At 58.8% G+C, this 17,895-nt stretch carries 18 protein-coding genes and 2 tRNA genes; 7 read left to right on the top strand and 13 right to left on the bottom strand.

Annotated features, from left to right (window positions below; translation table 11 throughout):
* Nucleotides 1-145: 145 nt before the first annotated feature.
* The 6 genes from CDA63_RS09145 to CDA63_RS09120 all read left to right on the top strand — a co-directional run bounded on the left by CDA63_RS09145 (nt 146) and on the right by CDA63_RS09120 (nt 5,148).
* Nucleotides 146-1,147, top strand: a complete 1,002-nt coding sequence (locus CDA63_RS09145; RefSeq protein ID WP_088464151.1) for a YihY/virulence factor BrkB family protein — start codon at nt 146-148, stop codon at nt 1,145-1,147.
* A 107-nt stretch (nt 1,148-1,254) separates the two neighbouring features.
* A tRNA-Ser gene (locus CDA63_RS09140) sits at nt 1,255-1,341 on the top strand.
* A 99-nt stretch (nt 1,342-1,440) separates the two neighbouring features.
* Nucleotides 1,441-1,525 (top strand) — tRNA-Ser (locus CDA63_RS09135).
* A gap of 210 nt (nt 1,526-1,735) precedes the next feature.
* Complete coding sequence (locus CDA63_RS09130) at nt 1,736-2,095, top strand: hypothetical protein (RefSeq protein ID WP_088464150.1); 360 nt, start codon at nt 1,736-1,738, stop codon at nt 2,093-2,095.
* A 31-nt stretch (nt 2,096-2,126) separates the two neighbouring features.
* On the top strand, nt 2,127-3,377 hold the full coding sequence (locus CDA63_RS09125) for a PAS domain-containing protein (RefSeq protein WP_088464149.1): 1,251 nt from the start codon (nt 2,127-2,129) through the stop codon (nt 3,375-3,377).
* A 475-nt stretch (nt 3,378-3,852) separates the two neighbouring features.
* Nucleotides 3,853-5,148 (top strand): zinc dependent phospholipase C family protein, encoded by a 1,296-nt coding sequence (locus CDA63_RS09120; protein WP_088464148.1) that lies wholly within the window; start codon nt 3,853-3,855, stop codon nt 5,146-5,148.
* Between the two features lie 77 nt (nt 5,149-5,225).
* On the opposite strand, the gene CDA63_RS20820 is transcribed toward CDA63_RS09120, so the two are convergent.
* From CDA63_RS20820 to CDA63_RS09105, 4 genes are all read right to left on the bottom strand, one after another.
* Nucleotides 5,226-5,402 (bottom strand): hypothetical protein, encoded by a 177-nt coding sequence (locus tag CDA63_RS20820; RefSeq protein ID WP_165768249.1) that lies wholly within the window; start codon nt 5,400-5,402, stop codon nt 5,226-5,228.
* A 259-nt stretch (nt 5,403-5,661) separates the two neighbouring features.
* The gene (locus CDA63_RS09115; protein WP_206780454.1) at nt 5,662-7,074 is read right to left on the bottom strand and encodes a TolC family protein; all 1,413 of its coding nucleotides are present in this window, start codon (nt 7,072-7,074) and stop codon (nt 5,662-5,664) included.
* Nucleotides 7,075-7,259: 185 nt separating this feature from the next.
* Nucleotides 7,260-10,331, bottom strand: a complete 3,072-nt coding sequence (locus CDA63_RS09110) for an efflux RND transporter permease subunit (protein ID WP_088464146.1) — start codon at nt 10,329-10,331, stop codon at nt 7,260-7,262.
* A 100-nt stretch (nt 10,332-10,431) separates the two neighbouring features.
* The gene (locus CDA63_RS09105; protein ID WP_088464145.1) at nt 10,432-11,568 is read right to left on the bottom strand and encodes an efflux RND transporter periplasmic adaptor subunit; all 1,137 of its coding nucleotides are present in this window, start codon (nt 11,566-11,568) and stop codon (nt 10,432-10,434) included.
* Between the two features lie 211 nt (nt 11,569-11,779).
* On the opposite strand from CDA63_RS09105, the gene CDA63_RS09100 reads away from it, so the two are divergent.
* Nucleotides 11,780-12,133 (top strand): MGMT family protein, encoded by a 354-nt coding sequence (locus CDA63_RS09100; protein ID WP_088464144.1) that lies wholly within the window; start codon nt 11,780-11,782, stop codon nt 12,131-12,133.
* 11 nt (nt 12,134-12,144) lie between these two features.
* Here the strand turns inward: CDA63_RS09100 and CDA63_RS09095 are convergent, their stop codons facing one another.
* The 9 genes from CDA63_RS09095 to CDA63_RS20815 form a co-directional block, all read right to left on the bottom strand.
* Nucleotides 12,145-13,548, bottom strand: a complete 1,404-nt coding sequence (locus CDA63_RS09095) for a hypothetical protein (protein ID WP_088464143.1) — start codon at nt 13,546-13,548, stop codon at nt 12,145-12,147.
* 69 nt (nt 13,549-13,617) lie between these two features.
* The gene (locus tag CDA63_RS09090) at nt 13,618-14,046 is read right to left on the bottom strand and encodes a response regulator (RefSeq protein WP_088464142.1); all 429 of its coding nucleotides are present in this window, start codon (nt 14,044-14,046) and stop codon (nt 13,618-13,620) included.
* Nucleotides 14,043-14,855, bottom strand: coding sequence for a sensor histidine kinase (locus CDA63_RS09085; protein WP_088464141.1), 813 nt, complete (start codon nt 14,853-14,855; stop codon nt 14,043-14,045). The genes CDA63_RS09090 and CDA63_RS09085 overlap by 4 nt, the downstream gene beginning before the upstream one ends.
* 58 nt (nt 14,856-14,913) lie before the next feature.
* Nucleotides 14,914-15,702, bottom strand: a complete 789-nt coding sequence (locus tag CDA63_RS20395; protein ID WP_126546793.1) for a hypothetical protein — start codon at nt 15,700-15,702, stop codon at nt 14,914-14,916.
* 15 nt (nt 15,703-15,717) lie between these two features.
* Nucleotides 15,718-16,125, bottom strand: a complete 408-nt coding sequence (locus tag CDA63_RS09075) for a hypothetical protein (protein WP_088464139.1) — start codon at nt 16,123-16,125, stop codon at nt 15,718-15,720.
* Nucleotides 16,126-16,166: 41 nt separating this feature from the next.
* Entirely contained in the window at nt 16,167-16,820 is a 654-nt protein-coding gene (locus CDA63_RS09070; RefSeq protein ID WP_126546792.1) for a hypothetical protein, read from the bottom strand.
* Nucleotides 16,821-16,868: 48 nt separating this feature from the next.
* A complete protein-coding gene (locus CDA63_RS09065) occupies nt 16,869-17,231 on the bottom strand; it encodes a hypothetical protein (protein WP_088464137.1) in 363 nt (120 codons plus the stop codon).
* A gap of 96 nt (nt 17,232-17,327) precedes the next feature.
* Nucleotides 17,328-17,564, bottom strand: coding sequence for an exodeoxyribonuclease VII small subunit (gene xseB, locus CDA63_RS09060; protein WP_088464136.1), 237 nt, complete (start codon nt 17,562-17,564; stop codon nt 17,328-17,330).
* A gap of 45 nt (nt 17,565-17,609) precedes the next feature.
* Nucleotides 17,610-17,895, bottom strand: a 286-nt coding sequence (locus CDA63_RS20815; RefSeq protein WP_165768248.1) for a hypothetical protein, incomplete at its 5' end; no start/stop codon positions are given.

The following is a 17,895-nucleotide window of genomic DNA, read 5'->3' as shown; positions in this document are numbered from 1 at the left end:
TGGCTGTCGTGACGAAGAAAGGACTTGGTAGGAGGGCACTGGCTGGCTTTTTACCGGGTCCTTTCTTCGTCAGGACGGCTGGATGGTTCCCAACCAATCCGTAACTTTCTAACTTATACACGTCTCCACTTATAAACGCTAAAAGGTGAAATTCCCCGTCCGCCGGTATCATTTACCCGATGTGCGCCGCCGCCGCTCGTACCGGCGGTTCATTGTGTGGCTGAAGCGGCTGCGCTTTGCCCACGGCCGCGCCTCGGTGTATGATGTGGTGGTGCAGTTGCTGCAGGAAATCAAGCTCGATGGTATTGCCAAACGGGCCAGCTACATGGCCTTCAACTTCACCATCGCCATTTTTCCTACTATCATCTTCCTGTTCACCCTCATCCCCTGGATTCCGGTACCCAACCTCGACGTAGACATTCTGCAGTTTCTCTCCGACCTGATTCCGCGGGAAATGTACCGGGCCATTTCGGGTACCATTGAAGACGTGGTGACCATCCAGCACGGCGGACTGCTCTCGTTTGGTTTTGCTACGGCCCTGGTGCTCAGCTCCAACGGCATCATGGCCCTGCTCGACGCCTTTGAGAAGAAGTACCCAAACTTCAAAAAGCGCACTTATATCCGTAAGCGCGTTATTGCCACGCTGCTCACCGTGGTGCTCTCTTCAGTGCTGCTGATTGCCGTAACGGGTATTTTCTTTGGCACCTATATTATTGATGCATTAGTGTACCAGGAGATAGTGCCCGAAGGCATGACCGACCAGCTAACGGCCATCCTGCGCTACGGCTCGGTGGTATTTCTGTTCCTGCTCACCACCAGCCTGATTTACTACTACGTGCCGCCCGTGCACGATAAATGGCCCTTCGTGTCGGTGGGAGCTGTTGTGGCCACGCTGCTCATTTTCCTGGTGTCGTTTCTGTTCATACTCTACGTCAAGATATTCGACAGCTACAACCATTTTTACGGCTCGGTGGGCACGCTGGTGGGCTTCATGGTCTGGCTCGATTTCGTATGTATGACCCTGATTCTGGGCTTTGAAGTGAATGTGAGCATCGACGCCGTGACAGGGGGCTTCAAGCGCCTAGGCTTCTTAAGCCGCACGCGCCGGCCGGCTACCGACAAACCCACCAAAATAGTTAGTGCCTGATTGTGAGGCGATAAACAACGGGTGTGAGTTTTTTTTCGTCCGACACCTTGTTCATTTCCAAATCGTCTTTACTTTTGCCATCCCAAAGCACACCGTTGGGACCTTATAGAGAGGTGGCAGAGTGGTCGAATGCGACGGTTTCGAAAACCGTTATACCGGCAACGGTATCGGGGGTTCGAATCCCCCCTTCTCTACTGTTTTTGAATTAAAAGTTGAAAATGCCGCTAAAGACTCCCGTTTAGGGGCTTTGTCGACGTTTTTAACTTTTAGTGCTTAACTTCTGATTGCCTTACAGAGGAGTGGCAGAGTGGTCGATTGCGACGGTCTTGAAAACCGTTGAGGGTTAAACCTCCGGGGGTTCGAATCCCTCCTCCTCTGCAGTAATTATTTTAGCTCCGTCATGCTTGGCGGTAAATTGCTTAAGAAGCTCCCCAGCACAAGCTAGGGAGCTTTTCTGCTATTAAGGCTTTCCTCTGTGATTCAGGTTGGTTGGATATCCGGCGCTGAATTATTTTTATTTTTAATTGTCTTTGAGGCCTTAGCGGTCTTAGATTTGCTAGGGCGGCGCCTATACTTTTTTCCACCTTTATGTCCGACGCTTTATTCGACGTGAATCTGCAGCAGCTCCCCGACGAGTTTCTGACGGGGGTGTGGCAGGTAGCGAGCCGGGTGCTTAACCAGACCGACCCGGGTAGCGTGCTGGCTCTCGCTGAGCGCTTGGCCCTGGAGCCCGGCCGGGTACAGGTACAGGGACCCGATCTGCAGGACCAGGGGCAGTGGCTGGTGCAGCGTGATACGCTGCTTAACCGCCCTTACCTTGAATTGGCGTTAGGCCAAGGGCAAACCCGGGCCCTCGTAACGCGGTTGCGTCGTTCGCGTACTGGTTCTGAAAGCCAACTAAACCTGTACTTCCAATCGGGTATGGAAATGCAGCTTACCCAGCCGTAGTCCTTCGTTCCGCTCTTTTGTTCGTTTGCTCATGGCCTCCGTCAATTCCTCCGATTCAGCTGCCCAACACTCCGTTCTGCCTACCGCCGATGCACCGTTCGGCATGGTAACGATTACCGACGCGCAGGGCAGTATTGCTTTCGCCAGTCCACAATTGCTCGAATTCAGTGGCCTCTCCATAAGCCAACTCAGTGCCCAGTGGCTTGCCCTGACTCACCCCGACGACTATGCCCGCACCGCCGAGCAGTGGGGGCGGGCCTTGGAACTGGAGCAGCCCTACCAGCTTGAATTTCGCTTCCGCCGCCACGATGGCGACTACCGCCTGATGCGCTGCCTGGGCTACCCCCAGTACGATGACTACGGCGTACAACAGTGGATTGTGAGTGTGTTCGACCTGGAGGCGTTACGCGCTGGAAAGAGCACCGACCTGGACCCAGCCACCGATTTTAACGTTCTGTCCGAACTGATTCCGCAATTGGTCTGGACCACCGACTCTACCGGCTATCATACTTACTTCAACCAGCGCTGGATCGATTTTACGGGCTACACCCTGGCCGATAGTGTCGGCGCAGACATGTGGAACAACCTGCTCCACCCCGACGACCGGCAGCGAGCCCGGCAGCGGTGGGGCCACTCACTGGAAACCGGTGATTTCTACGAAATAGAATACCGTTTTAAAGACCACGAGGATGGTTACCGTTGGTTCCTGGGCCAGGCCTTACCAGTGCGCGATGAAGCCGGCGAAATCGTGAAATGGTTCGGCACCTGCACTGACATCCACGATCAGAAAATGCAGGAGCTGGCCCTACGCAAGCGGGAACAAGATTTTGTGACCCTGGCCAACGTCATTCCGCAGCTGGCCTGGATGGCCGACGAAACAGGGTCCATCTTCTGGTACAACCAGCGCTGGTTCGATTTCACCGGGACCCAACTCGAACAAATGCAGGGCTGGGGATGGCAGGCCGTGCATCATTCTGATTACGTGGAGCCCATTACTAAGGGGTTCAAGCAAGCCGTTGCGGAAGGCCGCGACTGGGAGGCTACATTTCCGCTTCGGCGCTACGACGGTGAATATCGCTGGTTTCTGAGCCGTGCTTTACCCGTGCGCAATGAAGACGGCCAAGTGGTGCGCTGGTGCGGCACCAACACCGATGTTACGGAACAAAAGCTCTTGCAGGAGCAGTTGGAACGTGCTTACACCGACCTCGAAGCCAAGGTGATGTTTCGGACGCTAGACTTGGAGCGGGAAGTGCAGGAGCTGCGGCGGGAAAAGGGAGCTTAGGGTTTTCCTTAGCCCCATCTGTCGAACACTCCGATTCCTAGCTCCTCTTCAGCTCAGCATCGAGGAAATGGGCAGCTAAAGGAAGGCTTATTTCAGCATTGGAAGTCAATGGAACACACCACCGATGTAGGAGCAGAGCCTATCCTCGCTTAGCGTTGCACGGTAACACCAGGTTTTGTCTGAGGCGATTAAATGATAAGTAGGAAGCAAGGCTTGTCCCTGCATCAATCGGACGCTATGCGGTCAATAACCCTGGCAGCATAAGTTAGCTTGGGTATCATTTGCCCGGTATTTTTGGGCATTTATTTCCGGTTATGATTTGTTGAGCTTCTGATAAACAAGGAATTACCGACAGCCGTTGGCGGACCTGAAATTCGGGCGTACTTTGCCGGCCGTGGGGGCGAGACCGAGCTGGCAACCACGGCTCCCGTGGCCGCGTAGTGCAGGCAGCTACGGTCGAGTATCCTGCCCGATCATGCTTTCTCGCCCTATGCTGAAATGGTATTTCTGCGCGGCCCTGCTCTTGGGGCTGCTGAGCGGCCGCCCGGCGGCCGCCTACTCCGTGCTTACTCACCAGGCCAACATCGACTCTACCTGGGAGCCGTGTATGCTGCCGCTGCTGAAAGCACGCTATCCGGGTGCTACCGCGGAGGAGTTTATTGAAGCTAAAAGCTATGCTTATGGGGGCTCCATTCTGCAGGACATGGGCTACTACCCGTTTGGCTCGGAGCTATTCACCAACCTCACCCACTACGTGCGCAGCGGCGACTTCGTGCGTAACCTGCTGGCCGAGGCGCACAGTCGCAACGAGTATGCCTTCGCCCTCGGGGCCCTGGCCCACTACGCGGCCGATATCAACGGCCACCCGGCCGGTACCAACAAGGCCATGCCCAGCGTGTATCCCGAGCTGAAGGCCAAGTTCGGTAACAGTATCACTTACGAAGAGGCCCCGGTGCAGCACACTCAGCTTGAATTTGCGTTTGATGTGGTACAGGTTGCCTCGGGCCGCTACCGTAGCGCCGATTACCAGCGTTCCATCGGCTTCAAAGTAAACAAGCCGGTGCTGGAGCGGGCCTTCTTGAAAACCTACGGCCTGGAACTGGGACAGGTAATTCTGAACGTGGATCTGGCCGTGGGCTCGTTCCGGTTCGCAGTGCGCAACCTGATTCCGATTGCCAGCCGCGCCGCTTGGCAATCCAAGAAAAGCGAAATCCGGAAGGAGGTGCCTCAGGCCCGCCGCCGCGAATACGTATATAAGGACAGCCAACACGAATACGAGGAGAAGTACGGCACCGAGTACGAACACCCCGGTTTTGGGGCCCGCATTGTGTCGTATTTCATCCGCATTTTGCCCAAAATTGGACCGCTCAAGCCCTTTGCCTTCAAGCTGCCCACGCCCGAGGCGCAGGCGCTATTTAAAAGCAGTTTTCGCCAAGTGATGAAGGATTATTGCCGGCTGCTGAAAGACCAGCCCCGCGATACAATAGCCGCTCCACCCGCGCTACCCAACGCCGACTTCGACACCGGCAAGCCCACCCGCGCCGGCGAGTATCCTCTCACCGACGCCACCTACGGCGAGTGGCTGCGCACGCTGGCCGATAAGAAATTCGAAAATCTTTCCGCAGCGCAAAAACAGAATCTATTAGCTTTTTTCCAGGGTCCTGAGAAAACGCCGCTCGATGAGGAGGAGAAGGAAAAGGACAAGCGCCGCAAAACCCGCGAGGCCCTGCAGGCGCTGAAAGCCACGGCCCCCGTTGCCGAAAGGCCCTGAAACCAACCTACCCGCCTCCCAAGCTAGCTGCTAAGGGGCGGGCCGGGTAAGCTTGGTTAAGCCAAGGATCAGGCGAATTAGTAGTAATGGTAGGCCCGGTAGGTACGGTAATTGGGCCGGTGCAGCCGGTGCTGGCCCTTCGACTTGGCCCGCATAGTGGGCCGGGTCTGGCTGAAGGGCCGGGCCTCCATGCTGATGGGCAGGCTGTTCAGCAGCACAAAAATAATCAAAGTCAGGAGCAGGAGCGGACGCATGCCAGGGGCGTTAGGTGTGGCACAGGGGTGATAACGCAACGAAATTAGCGGACGGCTCCTGTTTCCGCCATACTCTTCGCCTGACCCTGCTCAAATCCCCTCGAACCGTTTGTTTTCTCGGACGAATAGCACCTGCATGGTTCCGGCTACCCGGTCTGGATGAGCTGCCTGCTTGGATAGGTAGTTGTCGGCTGATCAACTTGGGCTAGCCATTCCACGGGCAAAGTTCAGCCGTGGAAAACGGTGGTCTCAGAGACGTTTACTGCTGGCTCGTGGGCTCTTGCACCAGTCCGCTGCTCAGGCGACGCAGGATGATTTCGGCCTGTTTGGCTTGGTAACGAATGTCTAGCAGACGGTTTTCGGCTTGCAGCTGAGTGCGTTGGGCCTCGCGTAGTACCAGCGGCGTAAGCAGCCCCAAGCGGTAACGCTCCAGGGCAATAGCCACGTTTTCGCGGGCCAGCAGAATATTAGACTCCTCTAGTTCCAGCAGGGCCAGCCGGTTTTGGTACTGAGCGTAAGCCTGCTCCGCCTCGGCATCGAGCTGCAGGCGGGTCTGGTCGAGTTGCAGTTGCCGTTGCTCCTGCACAATGCGGGCATTCTGCTCCAAACGGTTCCTGTTAAAGCCGTCGAAAATCGGGATGCTGGCTACTACGCCGTAATTGAAGCCGAACGTGCGGCCGGTGGTAGTCACGAGCTGGCTGCCGAAGAAGGCCGCGTTGTTGATGTTACGGTTGTAGCCGTAGCCGCTGGTGAGGCCCACCCGCGGGTAGCGCGAAGCGCGCACCAGCCGCCGGTCGTAGTCGGCCACTTCGGTATTGGTGCGGGCCAGCAGCAAACGCGGGTTCTGGCGGCCAATGGCCTCGATAACCTCGTTGCGGCCTAAGTTGCGGGCCACAACAATCGAGTCCTGGGGTTGGAAGTCGGTGCCGGGGGTGCGTCCCAACAGGCGGTTGAGGTTGATTTTGGCCGTTTGCAGGGCTTCCTGCTGCTGAATTAGGGCCGAGCGGTCGGCGTTGTAGTCTACCCGGGCCGTGAGCACTTCTACTTTGGCACTCACGCCCACATCCACCCGTGCCTGGGTCAGGTCGATGCGGGCCTGGCCAATTTTAAGGGCTTCCTCAAGTGAGTTGATCTTGCCCGACTCGCGCACTACCACGAAGTACGCATCCATGATGGAAGCTGCCGTTTCCTCGATAGTAGCTCGCGTGAGCTGGCGCTGGCCTTGCTCCAGGGCTGCTAGTCGGTCGTAGGCGATGAACATGCCCAATCCGTCGAAAATGGTCCAGGTGGCGGCTATGTTGCTTTGGAACTGGTTCGATTTGGCCCCGCTGGCCAGGCTGGGTTCGGGCCGGGCGGCCGACTCCTGGCGCACGTTGTTGACGTTGAAGTTGCGCACGACATTGCCGTTTACTACCGGCAACTGCCCGGCGTTGCCCCGGGTCACATTGTTTTCGGCCACCCGCTCATCCTGGCGCGAAACCCGAATGGCATAGTTGTTTTCCAGGCCCAGCCGCAATGCTTCGGCCAGCGTGAGGGGCGGAGCCGGAGCCACGGTTTCGGGTCGCTCGATTTGGGGCTTGCTCTGGGGCTTTTCGGTGGTTTCGCGCCGCGAAGGCAACACCGGCTGCTGGGCTAGTGCCGGAAAAGCCGCGGCCAGAAACAGCAGAAGCAAAAAGTGACGGAGTGACATTCAGGAGAGACTATGCGGAAGCAAAAGGCGAAAGAATAGGGAGGCGAGGGCCAGCGGACTGGCCGTGGCTCAGACTTCGGTACGTAGTCTGCAGGTCTGAACGAACTGGCAGCCAGCCGGCCTGAGAGCCGGGCTACGCACTGAAGTATGTGCAACGGCCCGCCAGCTTACGCTGCTACCGGCTCGGCAGCCGACTGGTGTTTCTTGGCGGTGGCGAAGTAAGAATACATTACCGGTACCACGTACAGCGTTAGGATGGTGGCGAAAAACAGCCCTCCCACCACGCCGATACCCATGGCGCGGCGGCTCAGGGCGCCGGCGCCGGTGGCAATGGCAATGGGCAGAATGCCCAGAATGGCGCATAGCGACGTCATCAGGATCGGGCGGAAGCGAGCTGTGGCCCCTTCTATCAGGCCACGGTGATAGTCCATGCCCTGCTCCACTTTTTGGTTGGCAAACTCCACGATGAGAATACCGTTCTTCGTGACCAGCCCAATGAGCATGATGATACCAATCTGGGAGAACAGGTTCAAGGTCTGGTTGAAATACCACAGACTCAGTAGCGCTCCACTCAGGGCTAGCGGTACGGTTATCATGATGATAAACGGGTCGCGGAAGCTCTCGAACTGCGCAGCCAGCACCAGGTAAATCAGCACCAGGGCTAAGCCGAAAGCGAACAGCAGCGACGAGGAGCTCTCCTCGAAGTCGCGGGAAGCGCCGGCCAGCTCAGTGGAGTAAGTGTCGTCCAGGGTTTTGTCGGCAATGGCCCGCATGGCGGCAATGCCGTCGCCCAACGTCTGGCCGGGGGCCAGAGCGGCCGAGAAGGTGGCCGCATTATAACGGTTGAAGCGGAAGAGCTGGGGTGGGGTGCTGCTTTCGGTGAGCGTAATCACGTTGTCGAGCTGCACCAACTCGCCGGTGCGGCTCTTCACCGACAGCAAGCGCACGTCGAGGGGCTGGCTGCGGTCTTCGCGGGCCACCTGACCGATAATCTGGTACTGCTTGCCATCCTTGATGAAGTAGCCATAGCGCTGCCCGCTCAGGCCGGCCTGCAGGGTCTGCGAAATATCCTGCACCGATACGCCTAAGCTCTGGGCCTTGTCGCGGTTGATGTTCACGCGAAGCTCGGGCTTGTTGAACTTGAGGTCTACATCCACAACCTGGAAGGTGGGGTCGAGACGGGCAGCTTCCAGAAACTTGGGTACGGCCGTGCGTAGCTTCTCAAAGTTCTGAGTCTGGATGACGAACTGCACCGGCAGGCCGCCCCCCCCGCCCGAACCAATACTCTGGTCTTGGCTAACGGAGGTGCGGGCCGCCGTGAGGTTTTTCACGCCCGCGCTTAGCGCATCGGCCACCTGCCCTTGGGTGCGGGGGCGGTTCTCGGGGTCTTTCAGCAGCACCCGGGCAATGCCCGAGTTAGCTCCGCCCGACCAGCCCGGCGAGGTAACCGTGAACATACTGCTCATATCGGCGCCCGCCGAATCAACCAACCGTGTGGCTAGCTGGTCCATGTACCGGTCCATAAACTCGTAGGAAGCACCCTCGGGGCCGGTGGCATTTACGTTCACACGGCTGCGGTCTTCTACCGGGGCCAGTTCGGCCGGAATGGCACCCATGAAATACCAAATGCCCACGCCCGTGCCGGCTACTACCAGCCACGCCAGCCAGCGGTTGCGCAGAAAGCTTTCGAGGCTGCTTTTGTAGCCATTGATCAGGCGTTCAAAAAACGGCTCTGTTTTGCGGTAAAACCAGTTGTGCGTTTCCTCGCGCCGGAGCAGCTGGGAGCACATCATGGGGGTAAGCGTGAGCGAAACGAAGGCCGAAATCAGCACCGAACCGGCCACTACGATACCAAACTCGCGGAACAGCCGCCCGGTGATGCCCGTCAGAAACACCACCGGAAGGAATACGGCCGCCAGCACCACCGTGGTACTCACGACGGCCAGCAGAATTTCTTCGGAGCCTTTGATGGCGGCCTCCCGGGGTTCTTCACCTTCTTCGATGCGCGAATAAATGTTTTCGAGCACCACAATAGCGTCATCTACCACCAAGCCAATGGCCAGCACCACGCCCAGCAACGTGAGCACGTTGATGGAAAAATCTAGCAGATACATCACGAAGAAAATCCCGATCAGCGACACTGGAATAGCCACGATAGGAATGAGCGTGGAGCGCCAGTCGCGCAGGAATAGGAAGATGATGACCACCACCAGCACGAAGGCCTCAATCAGGGTGTGCTCCACTTCGTCAATCGACTGCCGGATGAAGATGGAGTAGTCGATGGCGGGCTCTATCTTGAGGTCGTCGGGCAGGTCCTTGCCGAACTGGGCCACGCGCTTGTTGAATTCGTCGGCAATGTCAATCTGGTTCGAGCCGGGCTGCGGAATAACGGCCAACGCCACGCCCGGCACCCCATTTACCCGGAAAATCGTCTGGTCGTTCTCAGGGTACAGCTCGGCATACCCCACGTCCGACATGCGGACCAGCGAGGATTCGTCGCGCCGGATAACGAGGTTGTTGAACTCCTCGGCGGTCGTGAGGCGGCCCATGGTGCGCAGCGTGAGCTGGGTGGCCTGGCCCTGCACCGTGCCGCTGGGAAGCTCCACGTTTTCGCGGGCCAGGGCCTGCTGAATTTCCACCGGGCTCACGCCCAGGGCCGTCAGCTTCACCGGATCAAGCCAGAGGCGCATGGAATAGCGCCGCTCCCCGTACACCCGGATTTCCGATACGCCCGGAATGGTCTGGAGTCGCTCGCGCAACGTGTTAATGGCGTAGTCGGTGAGTTCGAGCAGGCTGCGGCGGTCGGAAGTCAGGTAGCTCAGCACCACGGGCTGCGAGTCGGCGTTGGCCTTGCTCACGGTAGGCGGGTCCATGTCGCGCGGCAGGCGGCCCTGCACCCCCGATACCTTGTCGCGCACGTCGTTAGCGGCCGTTTCCAGGTCGGCATCGAGGTCGAACTCCGCCCGGATGCTGGCCCGGCCGTCGCGGGAGTTGGAGGTGAGATTCTTGATGCCCGGTACGCCATTCATGGCCGCTTCGAGCACCTCCGTCACCTGGCTCTGGATCACGTCGGCTGAAGCCCCGGTATAGGACGCCGACACGCTAATGATGGGTGGATCAACGCTGGGGTACTCGCGCACACTCAGGTAGCGAAACCCGATAACGCCAAAAATGACAATCACCAAGCTCATCACGAGGGCAAGCACGGGGCGGTTGATACTAGTGCTAGAAAGGCTCATGGCTGAATTTCACGCAGTGTCTCGCGGTGGATAACGCAGTGTTTCGGGGTGGTCGTTTGCTGCGGAACACTGCGTTATCACGCGAGACACTGCGTGAAAATTATTTGGTCACGCGCACGGCATCGCCCGGTTTTACCTGCAAAATGCCGGTGCGAATCACGGAGTCGCCTACGGCCAGGCCGTCGGTTACCTGGATCAGCTTATTGGAGCGGATTCCGATTTTGATTTTGCGGGGCTCCATTTTACCATTTTTGATGAGGTACACGCTGTAACCGGCCGCTTCGGGTACCACAGCTTCGGTAGGCACTTGCAGCGCCCCTTCCGTCTGGCCGAGTTCGAGGTTCACTTTCACGAAAGCGCCTGGGCGCAGCTCATTGTTGGTGTTGGGGTAGCGGGCCCGCACGGTTTGGGTGCGGCTCACCGGGTCAATCTGCGGGTCGAGGGCATAGACCTTCGCCTTGTACTTGTTGTTGGACGATTCGTCGGTAATCGTGATGGGGTCCTGCACGTTTACGAGGCGCGCGAAACGGCCAGGCACGGTAAACTCAATCTTCACCGGCCGCACCTTGGAGAGGGTGGTAATCTCGGTACCCGGACTTACGTAGGTGCCCACGGTGGCCGTATTCAGGCCCAGCACGCCATCGAACGGGGCCCGGATGGTAGACTTGGCTAATGTGGCCCGTAGCGCGCCCAAGTCGGCCTGGGCCGTGAGCAGCTGGTTGTTGGCCTGCTCATACTCCTGAGCGCTGATGTACTCCTTGTCCAGCAACGTGCGCTGGCGCTTTTCCGCGTCGCGGAAGAGGCGGATGTTGTATTCCTGCTTGCGCAGGGCGGCCTGGATGTCGGCGGCGTTGATGCTAACCAGCACCTGCCCCTTGCGCACCGGCTGGCCCTCGCGCAGGTTCAGGCTCGTGATTTTGCCCGCTACTTCGCTTTTAATAATCACCGACTCCTCGGCCAGTATCGAGCCAGTGGCGGCCACAGCATCGGAAAGGTTGGTGGCCTCCACCACGTACACTTCCACCGGTAAGGCTGGCCCGGCTTTGGGCGGACCCCCAGCCTTGCTTTTGCCGCCGCCCTTGCCACCTTTGGCTTCGGGAGAGGGGAAGTACTTCATTTTGGCGAAGACCAAGCCGCCGATAACGGCCAAAGCCAGTACCAGCCACAAAATGCGACGGCCTGCCCCACCCGAGCGGGAAGTGGCCACTTCGGGTTCAATGTATTCCTGAGTCTGCATGGAAAGCGGTTGCGTTACCGGGGCGGCTTTGCCTGGGGCGGCCCGTCGCAACTACACAACGCGCCACCTTGGCTGCGGGTTTATAGTTGCCGCGCCCCGGAAGGGATATTGGGGGTAAGACACTAAAAAAAGGCCCAGGTTGCGCCGGATGGAATCCTTTGAATAACGTTCCTTTACTATTACCCACTCCACCACCTCGCTTTCCTGCCATATGATACCGCGTAACCCCACCGAAGCCCACCGAAATTTCTTCCAGGAAGTGCACGAAGTCGTGCGGTTGGTGCCGCCGGGCCGGGTCACGACGTACGGGGCGATTGCCCATTACCTGGGCTCGCGGCGCGGTGCCCGCATGGTGGGCTGGGCCATGATGGCCGCCCACACGGCCACCGCGTACGTGCCCGCCCACCGCGTCATCAACCGCAACGGGCAGCTCACGGGCCGGCAGCACTTCGCCACGCCCACGGCCATGCAGCAGGCGCTGGAAGCCGAGGGCGTGGTGGTGGTGGAAGATGAAGTGCAGGACTTTAAAACCCGGTTCTGGGACCCCACCACCGAGCTGGAATAGCAGGAGGGGGCCTACCGCAGGCGCGAACGGTACTTCTTTACGTAGAAAACGCCTTCCTTTTCTGCCACCGGAGTCAGGCTCGGGACTGGACTGATGGCACTGGGCAGGCTGCATTCCAGGTAAGTAGCCGTGGTAAAATCGGGTACGAAAGCCCGGCAGGTTTCCTGCTCCGAACCAACACAGATGCGCAGTTGCTGCTGCCGGTCGGTCCAGCTTAGCGCCAGGTAGCTGCCGGCGGTCAGCTGGCCCACTTCCCGGCCGTTTAGCTGCACTCGCACCGGCTGCCCGGATTGGGCGTCGGGGCGACGGTAAAGGTAAATGGCGGCGGTATCGGCCCGCACGAAGCCATCGGGAGTGGTGTTGGGACGCTCGGTAGCTACTACCCGGCCGGAGGTGAGGTGCAGGTCGTAGCGCTGGGGCTGGGTGCCGCTGGGCAAGGTGGCGGCGGCCACTAGCGCGCCGGCCAGCCCAAACATCGCGCCCAGGGCTACCCCGGCCAACTGCTCGTTGGGGTCGGGAATTCGGAAGCCCGTGAACGTGTAGTCGGGGCCAGCGGGCGTCAGGGGGAAGTAGCGGTTACGGTAGCGGATGTAAGCCGTCTGGCCATCACTCAGCCCCCAGGCATCGCGCACCGGTCGGCGCTGATGGTTGGGGTCGAGGTACAGGTAGTAGGCTTCCACATTGTTGGTGCCGGCCCACTCGCGGCCTTTGCGGGGCGTTTTCACGATTTCCAGCGGCCCTTCCTGCAACGTGGGTGCGTTGGCCCGAAACTCCTCAAACGACTTGTACACGCCCGGGCGTAGCGGCTGCTGCTGCACCGGATAACGCTCGGGGGCCACGCCATCAACTCCGGCCAGTACCTGCGTCCAGCTAAGCGTAGGGGCCGCGTCGGAAGCGGCCGGCTGGGCCGCCAGCTTCCGCAGGCTCTGTTCGAGGGCGATGCGTAGGTTTTTCGGGTGGTGCTTGGTAACGTCGATGCCGTTGCTTTCTACCAGCTCGCCCGTGCTCAGCACCAGCCGGTACGCATCGGCCCCAACGGGCTCCAGAAAATCAATCACCAGCTCGGCGGCGGCAGTTTCCGAGGTGGGCGTGATGATTTCGCCCACGCTCAGCGTATGCACGCGCACCACCACCGGGCGGGTGGCCGCTGTTGCCGGCAAGGCCTGTTGCAGCCAGGGCGTCAGCTCCGCTTCCAAAGGCTGGCCGAAATCGGCCGATACCAGCTTGTTGCCCACGCCCCGATGCACGCTACCCAGGCGGGTACGGTCGGGACGGGCATCTACCAGCCGGTCGAAGTGAAAGGCCGTGCTGGGCAGCGGCGCAGTGAGGGGCGGCAACCCGAACGTCACGGTCTGGCCGTGGCCCGGCGTGGTTAGCAGCCACGTCAGACCGCAAAACAGGTATAGAAAACGCATAAGCTGATAAAGCTAAAACGGTAAGCCGAGGCACAAACCATCCGGCTACCTTATCTAAGGCTGCCTTCGTTACAGCCAGCCGGAGGTTACCGGCGGTGGGGCCACGTTGCCGGCGGGGCCAGTGGTGATGACGTGGCGGATAGCGCCGAGGACTTCTTCGGGGCTGGCATTTTTGAGCAGGTAGCCGTGGGCGCCCTCGGCCCGCAACGAATCAATCAGCTCGGGCTCATCGTGCATAGAAATGATGATGGAGCGCACCTGCGGGTACTGGGTGCGGAGCAGGCGCACGGTTTGCAACCCATCGAGCACGGGCATCTGCAGGTCCATCAGAATCACGTCGGGGATAATGCCTTTATCGAGGTGTTCGAGCAGTTCCTGGCCGTCGCCGGCCTCAAACAGCACTTCCATGCCGGGAAATCCACTAATCAGGGCCCGCAAGCCCTTGCGAAACAGGATATGGTCATCAACAACGGCCAAGCGAATGGAAGGTATGGTCATGCCAAGGGGGAAACGAAAGGCTGGATAGGAACAAGATAGGGCAGCGGCAGCGAAATCCACACCTTGGTGCCCTGGCCCGGGGCCGACTCGTGCTGGAACGTACCGCGCAACACCCCCACCCGGCTGCGCAGGTTGGTCAGGCCCAGGCCGGTGCGGGCGCCCGGCAGCGGAGGCTGGTCGGGCAGGGTGGGGTCGAAGCCGATGCCGTTGTCGACGTAGCGCAGGGCCAGGTCTTCATGGTTGAAGGAAACGGTGAGCATAATCTGGCTGGCGTGGGCGTGGCGCAGGCCGTTGCCCATTAACTCCTGCACCACCCGGTACACGGTCAGTTCGTACTGGGGGTCGAGGCGGCGGGGCGTGCCGAGCTGCTCGATGCTGACCTGGGTGGGGCTGTCGGCGGGAATGGTGCGGGCCAGGGCTTCGAGGGCAAAGGGCAGCCCGAATTTTTGGAGGGCGGCCGGCAGCAGGTTGCGCGAAATGCGCCGGACCTCGTTAATGGCCTGGTCGAGTAGCAGGCTGGCTTCCTGGGTGAGCTCGGGCTGGTTGAGAGTGTTGAGGTGGAGCTTGACAATGGCCAGGGTGGTGCCCACGCCGTCGTGCAGGTCGCCGGCAATGCGGCGGCGCTCCTCCTCCTGGGCCAGCAGGGCGGCCTCCAGGGCCTGCTGCTGACTCTGCACGTGCAACTCCTGCATTTGCTGCTGCTGCTGAATCAGGCGGCGCTGGTAGCGGACCACGAACCCCACAATGCCCAGGGCCAACAGGAGCAGGATGGGCGTAACGAGGACAAGCGGAAGTAGCGCGTCGGGCATAAAAAATAACGGGCCGGCACTAGGCCAATCGAATTCAGTGGGTCAAGATAATAAGGATTTAACCGACCAAGTGCGGCGGCAGCACCCGGTAGCGCCATGTTTTGCTCGGCGGCCGCCACCCCAGTTGAAACCGCAGCCACCGCGGCAACGCCCGGCGCGGCGCTACGCCCAGCGGGAACAGCGTGATGAGATGGAGCAGCAGCCCGAATTGAATAGCCCGCAAAAAGGGATAGAACCCGATAACCATGTTCGTAATATAATTCTCACTAAAATTAATTCCCGAAGTGCTAAGCCAGCCATAACGAGGTAAATCCTGCCCAATAAATACTAATAGCGAGGAAGAATAATAAATGGTTACGGTGACGCAGAAAATAAAGGCCGGGCTTTGGGTTGGAGGGAGTAAGTATTCCCGGTGGACCATCTGAGCTAACTGACGGAAAGCCATAAAAACCAGAAAACTATTGCCCATCGTTCGGCTAAGCACATTCATGTTGACGGTTAGCCCATCAACCCATAGTGCACTGACAACTGTACTAAAGAGGAATAGCAGCCAGCCTAATTTCAACCAGATTTTCGTTTTGTCAGACGCTAAATGAACAAATACCAGCGTCAGCCACGTAACGTCACAAAGAGTAGATAGATGAAAACAAAAAATATTATTATGTAGTACTTTTCTGGCAAAAGCACCGATAATATAAATTGCAGCATCGCTTATCAGATAACTAAATAAGGGCCGAAAGATCGAACCCAGGTTCGTCCTTCGGCCCCACATGATTGCTAATAACAGAAGGCTGGCACTTTCACCTACTCTGAGAAGTAGATGCATAGTACTTTGCCAGTCAGCCATACTACGCTACGACAACTAAGACAACGGACTTGATACGTCGCACATGGCTGGGCATTTCGCAGATTCGTCGCCCACGATGCCATCCTCGTAGAGCGAAGCGCCATCAATATCTAGGCGGGCCACGATGTCGCGCCCGTCCTTGTCCACGCCTACCACCAGCAGCTGCGATTCGTCTTTACTATCCGCATCTTTTGATTTGCTGATTCCCATGTAAAACCGCAGCCCCACGCAGCCCGGTTGGCTCTGAATCCGGTCCAGCAGCTCGTTGCCGAAATAGTAAGCGTTAATGCGTTTGCGGCCGCCTTTTTCGGCGTCGGTCAGCGGCTCGTCGCGGTAGTTGGCCGTCCACTGCCTAGCTTCCGGGAGCGGGATGGGGGCACCGGCGTTGGGGTTGAAGCCGGGAACGGGGTCGTTGAGTTGCATTAGGGTAAGTTAGGGAAAGGAAGGCGAAAGAGAAGCGGCTCTCAGGAAGTGGTTGGTTTGTGTTCATCGTCGGGCTGTACCAGCAGGAAGGCCCGGCAGAACAGCAAACTCATGAGCAGGAGCAGGCAGGAGCTGGTTAAATATAACATTCGGCTGCTGTACTCATCATTTTTGGCAATCAAATCATTCGATATCAGATACAGCACTATTGTTCCGGATAGGTAAAGCATGATGCCAATGGTAGCCGCAAACATGGGAATGTCGAAAAATGACGTCTGACGTTTGCGGATCAGCACCCGCTCAAAAAACAACAACCCCAGACCTAGTATGACAATGCTCTCCAACAGGCTGGTGTAAGCATTTATCTGGCGAAAACCCTCCAGCCAAAATGAATCTAAGGCGGCAAATGCCAGAAAAAATGCTGCGGTAATCCGGATGTACCGCTTAACGCGGCGGGTAACGAATTCGTCGTGGTATACTTTCAGATAAAGCAGCGTTTCGCCCACCGTATTGAGATGGTTCACCGGCAGGCTATACTGCCAGAGCCGGATGGCGATATGCATCAGGCCATACATGCCGAGCAAAAATAGCGGTACGAAGCGTAGCGTCTGGAGCCCGCCCGTAAGGTTATGACGACGGCGGTGGGCAATAAGGAACGGAACCACCATGCTGCCGTACGCCAGCCAGTCCATCATCTTACAAAGCATGATAAACCAGGATTGCATCGGGCGGGCCTTAAAGAATCAGCTATTGAGGGCGTTGGTTACGCTGCAGCAAGGCGGGCAAATGGGTAGATTGGTGGCCAGCTGTTGCGTTGTTTCCAAGGCGGCATCCTGCGGCTCTACGTCCTGTATCATAGCGCTCCGGGCGGCTACTGGCGGGCCGGCCAACAGGTCGTTGTCCTGGGCGTCGTAGCCTACCAGCACCAGTTGGGGCTGGCCGGCGTCATCGAGCCCGTAGTAAGCCCGCACGCCCACGCAGCCGCTCTGGCCAAGTAGGTTTTGCAGGGTTTCGGCGGGCAGGCAGTGGGCATTAACGCCGCTGGTGTTCTGGTTGCGGTAGTTGCGGGTCCAGGTGCTGGCTTGTTGCAGGTCGTCGTTGGTCATAGGTGTGGTTAGGGTAGGGAAAGCAGAGAATTTAGCCAAATATAAGCCAAATGCTATACCCAAAACCAGCCCCGGCCGAAGAACTGCCCGGAATTATTACTCGTCCAGGTCGTCCTCCGAATCGTCGTCGTCGTCGAGATTTTCAAACACCTGATCGATGGCCTGTTCGGCCGACCGGAGCTTGAGTTTGCAGAGGCGAATAAGCTCGGCTGAGCGCTGCACGCGGGTCGTGAGGTCATCCACGTCAACGGTGTCGGCCTCAAGGGCGCGCAGGATGGTTTCGAGCTCCTCGATGGCCTGGCGGTACGTAATGGCAGTTGATTTGGGGGGCATGGCAGTAAGTCAGAAGAAAGGGAGGGAGCGAAGCGGCGCTTTAGCCTACAGAAGCAACGGCAGCTGGCCGCCCACGCGGGCGGGCACCAGCGCGTCGGGTAGGCGCAACAGTATCTCCTGGCCCGGTTTGAGCGGGCCGGTCAGCACTTGGCCTTTGGGCGTGAGCAGGCGCACGGTTCCGGGCGCGGGCGGGGCCGGCAACTGGGCCAACCGTAGTTGCTGGCAGTGGAGCAGGCGTAACGCGGCCAGTTGCAGGGCGTGGCGCCGCCGTAGCAGCTGCTCGCGGCGGCGGCGGTGCAGGCGCCGGAACCGCAGGGCCAGGGTGCGGCCG

This window comes from Hymenobacter amundsenii (assembly GCF_002204745.1).
In the GTDB taxonomy this organism is placed as follows: domain Bacteria; phylum Bacteroidota; class Bacteroidia; order Cytophagales; family Hymenobacteraceae; genus Hymenobacter; species Hymenobacter amundsenii.
This window is presented reverse-complemented; position numbering and strand designations above follow the sequence as displayed.